This window comes from Polaribacter marinus, assembly GCF_022662535.1.
Classification (GTDB): Bacteria; Bacteroidota; Bacteroidia; order Flavobacteriales; family Flavobacteriaceae; genus Polaribacter; species Polaribacter marinus.
The window spans coordinates 1-3,410 of sequence record NZ_JAKQYM010000038.1 but is presented as its reverse complement, the minus strand read 5'-3'; the positions used below and the strand labels follow the sequence as shown (position 1 = coordinate 3,410).

The following is a 3,410-nucleotide window of genomic DNA, read 5'->3' as shown; positions in this document are numbered from 1 at the left end:
ATTTATATAAACTTCTATTTTCCTTCGGAAAATAGCCGTTCATTTTAATCGCAACTTTTCATAACACAACAACGTTGCCAGTAATTTGAAAACACCCGAAATGAACGACAAAATTAAAGACTTTTATGAAAACCAAAAATTCGCTCGAATTACGAGAAAAGTTGCGGACGATTGGGACGAAATAAGTCGTGGCTATATTGTTGATTTTTCGCCTGAATTTATAGTTCTTCAGGAATGTGATGATTTTGAGCTGAAAGGTTATAATATTTTGCCGATTAAAGATTTTACGGAAATCCGATTTAATAACAACGACAAATATTATGACAAAATAATGACGTTGGAAAACGAAAAGAAAAATATCGGAATTAAAACTAAATTGGATTTAACTGATTGGAAAACAATTTTTAAATCTTTGCGAAAGAATAAACGAAATGTTGCTGTTTACTGTGAAAATCCCGAATTTGACACTTTTACTATCGGTCCAATAAAACGGATTACGGAGAAATCTGTTTTTATTCAATATTTCAATGCGACAGGAATTCTAGACGAAAAACCAACTAAAATTGAATTGAAAAACATAACGAAAATTTTGTTTGACGATAGATATATTGACATTTTTAGTAAATATTTGAGAGAAAGACGAAAAAAAACTACTGGCAACACCGTGTATAATTAATTGCTTTATTGAGCCTACTTGCGAATATTCCTTCGGAATATTCACGGGTTCGTAAATGTTTGCTAACTTAGTTGCTTAACCACGCAACTAACCATACACAACAACGTTACCCAACATTAAAAAAGAAAAATCGTAACTTTACAAAATGAACAAGGATTTAACAACATCTAACTTACATAGAAGAAATATTCTAAATAATAATTACGCTTTAGAAATTATTTATAATGAAATTTCTTTTCCAGGTATAATGTTCGAAAGTAAGTATCGATTTACTAAAAAGCAAGTGGCAGAATTCTTTGAAATTGACGAAAGAACTGTAGATAGGTATATAGAGAAAAATAAGTCTGAATTTGAGGAATCTGGCTATGAGGTATTAAAGTTTAATCGACTGAAAGAGTTCAAAGTAGCTTATGTCAACGACACGAATGTCGCCAACATAGATGAATCACTTCAAAAAGCACCTTCACTTGGTGTATTTACATTCCGAGCTTTTTTAAATATTGGAATGCTTTTAACTGAAAGCGAAAAAGCTAAATTATTAAGAGCTTTTATTTTAGATATCGTAATAGATGCTATAAATCAAAAACTTGGAGGTAATACTAAGTACATAAATCAAAGAGAAGAAGAATTTTTATCAAGCGCAATAAAAGAGCATAATTATAGACAAGAATTTACTAATGCTTTGGACAATTATGTAGAACCAAATAAATTCAAATACGCCCAACTAACAAATAAAGTTTATAAAAGCATTTTCAAAGAAGATGCGAAAGAATATCGTCAAATACTTAAATTAAAAAATAAAGAAAGTGTAAGGTCAACAATGTATTCTGAAGTATTAGACCTTGTATCAAGTTATGAAAATGGGTTTTCTGATTTTTTAAAAAATCATTCTGAGAAAGCGAATAGAAAATTACGCCTCTCTGAAACAAATACCTTATACGACCAATTTGAACATCTAACTAATTCTATTTACGAACCGCTAAGAGAAAAAGTAAGAGGATTAATGGCCAGCAGAGATATGGCATTTAGAGATGCATTACATGAAAAGCTGAAAAACTATATTACACACTTAACAACTGAGGAATTTGACAAATTTTTAGGAGAAAAAAGTTTGGATTTAGAAGACAGAATTCTAAATAATATTGATGTTTTCAAAAGGTTAAAAGATAGATAATGGAAACGTATATTTATTTTGACATTCAACACGCAATTAGAACACATGACTTTATAATAGAGAATTCCGGAGGGAATTTAGGGATTATTGAAATCGGAAAAATTGAAAGTGTTTTAGAACATATACAAAACGACCTTTATTATCCTGAATTCGAAGAAAAACTAACTCACCTTGTATTTGCTGTAAATAAATTTCATGCATTTAATGATGGAAATAAAAGAACCTCAATTGCATTAGGTGCATATTTACTTGAAGTGAATGGAATTGAATACTGTATAGATAAATTCATTATAGAAATGGAAAATATAGCAGTACATGTTGCAGACAATAAGATTGATAAACAATTACTACAAGAGATAATTAGCTCAATATTGATAGAAGATTATTTTAATGAAGAATTAAAATTGAAAATTATAGATGCTTTAAGCGAATAAAAAACGTTGGGTAACACCGTATATAATTTATTGCTAATTACAGCATATTTACGAAAATTCTCGCAGATTTTCTATTCCGTTTTTATTTGTTAACTTAGTTACTTAACCACGCAACAAACCATATACAAACACGTTGTAAGTAATTTAAGAAACCCAGAAACTATGATTAAAAAAGTACTGACATTTTTACTTTTAATAACCTTTATAAGCACAAGTTTTGGACAAATAACTTCAGACAAAGAAGCAACAGAATCATTGAATTGGATAATAGAAAACCCACAAATTGAATCCGATAGTTTATTTACTAATAAATCTGCCAACATTTTTAAATGGTATGCATCAAACAATCCACAAGTTGAAATGCGAGTAAGCGGAATCAGTGAGTTTATGGATTCAAGCAAATCTTATAAGTTTTTCAAAGAAATTCTTATGATTTATACATTAAGCGAAATTGACAATCAAATTAGCAAAAATGTTAACAAGAATGAATCATCATTTTTGGCTATTTCCAATGTTTTAAAATATTACGACAGAATTATAAAAATTGATGAAAATTATAAAAATTCAGTTTTACAAAAATATTCTGCGCTTTCCGAAAAGGATTTGAAAAAACAAATGAAAAAACTACAATAAAATGGCTGACGGAAGTTTATCACAGTTTAAAGCGACTTTAGCAAGAAAAATAGAACGAAACCAAAAAAGGCAAGCAAGGTCTGACAGAAATTCGTCAAGCTATAAAAGTTCTAATTCAAAACCTGAATATAATTTCCCAAAACTATCGGAATCTGAATTGGAGAAAGTAAAAAATGACATTCGAAAAAAAGCAAAATCGGAAAGAAAAAAGGAACTGATAACTATTGCAATCATCTTTATATTTTTGACTTTAATAATTTTATATCTAATTTGAATTTGAATAAAAAAACTACTTACAACAACGCATAAAAAAAATTGCTATATTTAGAACTAATTTTAAAAGTCGTTGCACTTTTGCTACTTCTGATTTTCCTACGGAAAATCCTCGCACGCAAAAACGCAACTCTTTTTATACAAGACCGTTGCCAAAAATTGCGCTCACTCATATTCTGAAAATTGGAATTTATGATTTTATCAATGTGTGTTTTCAATA

At 28.9% G+C, this 3,410-nt stretch carries 5 protein-coding genes; all 5 read left to right on the top strand.

Annotated features, from left to right (window positions below):
• Window positions 1–100 precede the first annotated feature (100 nt).
• The 5 genes from MC378_RS15215 to MC378_RS15195 all read left to right on the top strand — a co-directional run bounded on the left by MC378_RS15215 (window position 101) and on the right by MC378_RS15195 (window position 3,191).
• Window positions 101–676 (top strand): hypothetical protein, encoded by a 576-nt coding sequence (locus MC378_RS15215; RefSeq protein WP_242179679.1) that lies wholly within the window; start codon window positions 101–103, stop codon window positions 674–676.
• A gap of 145 nt (window positions 677–821) precedes the next feature.
• Window positions 822–1,850 (top strand): DNA-binding protein, encoded by a 1,029-nt coding sequence (locus MC378_RS15210; protein WP_242179678.1) that lies wholly within the window; start codon window positions 822–824, stop codon window positions 1,848–1,850.
• Window positions 1,850–2,284: a type II toxin-antitoxin system death-on-curing family toxin gene (locus MC378_RS15205; RefSeq protein WP_242179676.1), complete on the top strand. Its 435-nt coding sequence runs from the start codon at window positions 1,850–1,852 to the stop codon at window positions 2,282–2,284. The genes MC378_RS15210 and MC378_RS15205 overlap by 1 nt, the downstream gene beginning before the upstream one ends.
• 162 nt (window positions 2,285–2,446) lie before the next feature.
• Window positions 2,447–2,917, top strand: a complete 471-nt coding sequence (locus MC378_RS15200) for a hypothetical protein (protein ID WP_242179675.1) — start codon at window positions 2,447–2,449, stop codon at window positions 2,915–2,917.
• A gap of 1 nt (window position 2,918) precedes the next feature.
• The gene (locus MC378_RS15195; RefSeq protein ID WP_242179674.1) at window positions 2,919–3,191 is read left to right on the top strand and encodes a hypothetical protein; all 273 of its coding nucleotides are present in this window, start codon (window positions 2,919–2,921) and stop codon (window positions 3,189–3,191) included.
• Window positions 3,192–3,410: the final 219 nt, after the last annotated feature.

Coding starts and splice junctions, on each gene's coding strand:
- MC378_RS15195 (WP_242179674.1), top strand. CDS start 2,919: ATGGCTGACGGAAGTTTATCACAGTTTAAAGCGACTTTAGCAAGAAAA.
- MC378_RS15200 (WP_242179675.1), top strand. CDS start 2,447: ATGATTAAAAAAGTACTGACATTTTTACTTTTAATAACCTTTATAAGC.
- MC378_RS15205 (WP_242179676.1), top strand. CDS start 1,850: ATGGAAACGTATATTTATTTTGACATTCAACACGCAATTAGAACACAT.
- MC378_RS15215 (WP_242179679.1), top strand. CDS start 101: ATGAACGACAAAATTAAAGACTTTTATGAAAACCAAAAATTCGCTCGA.
- MC378_RS15210 (WP_242179678.1), top strand. CDS start 822: ATGAACAAGGATTTAACAACATCTAACTTACATAGAAGAAATATTCTA.